This window comes from Ruegeria sp. AN6 (genome assembly GCF_056540425.1).
Genome location: NZ_JBQFWR010000050.1, coordinates 1 through 610 on the forward strand (window position 1 = coordinate 1; position 610 = coordinate 610).

Sequence of the window (610 nt, forward strand, 5' to 3'; positions counted from 1 at the left end):
GCTGAATCTGTGCCACAATGCGTTCGAAGCCATCGGCGATCACCCCGGCGACGTTGTTTTGCGCATCAGTCAGGCCGAAGACACTGCGCTGGACGATCTGCCGGACGATGCGATTGGGGTGATCCGACTGGATGTGACCGATGACGGGCCGGGGATGTCGCCCGAGGTGCAAGAGAAGATATTCGAACCCTTCTTTTCTACCAAACCGGTTGGGAAAGGCACCGGTCTGGGTATGGCGATCGTCCGCAACAGCGTCGAGGAATGCCGCGGGCGGGTCGAACTGTCCTCGACGCCGGGCAAGGGGACCCGGTTCAGCCTGTTCTATCCCATGATGCCAATTCTGAGCGCGCAACAGCAGCAAGAGGCCCGCGCCGTCACCGGGGACGAACACATCCTGCTGGTCGATGACGATGAGAACATTCTATATGTCACGCGCCGGTTGCTGACGCGATATGGCTACCGGGTCGAGGCCTATTCCCAACCAATGCGCGCGTTGGACGCCTTTCGGGCGGCGCCCGACAGCTATGATGTGATTGTGTCGGATTTGATGATGCCAGAGCTTATGGGCACTGACCTTATCGCCTCGGTGCAGGCCGTCCGACCGGATGTT

Annotated in this window: 1 protein-coding gene; it reads left to right on the forward strand. The window is 60.0% G+C overall.

Features of this window, described 5'->3' with window-relative positions:
• Nucleotides 1-610 (forward strand): sensor histidine kinase (locus ACR0MQ_RS22975; protein WP_480611293.1); only part of this gene is annotated, 610 nt, incomplete at both ends.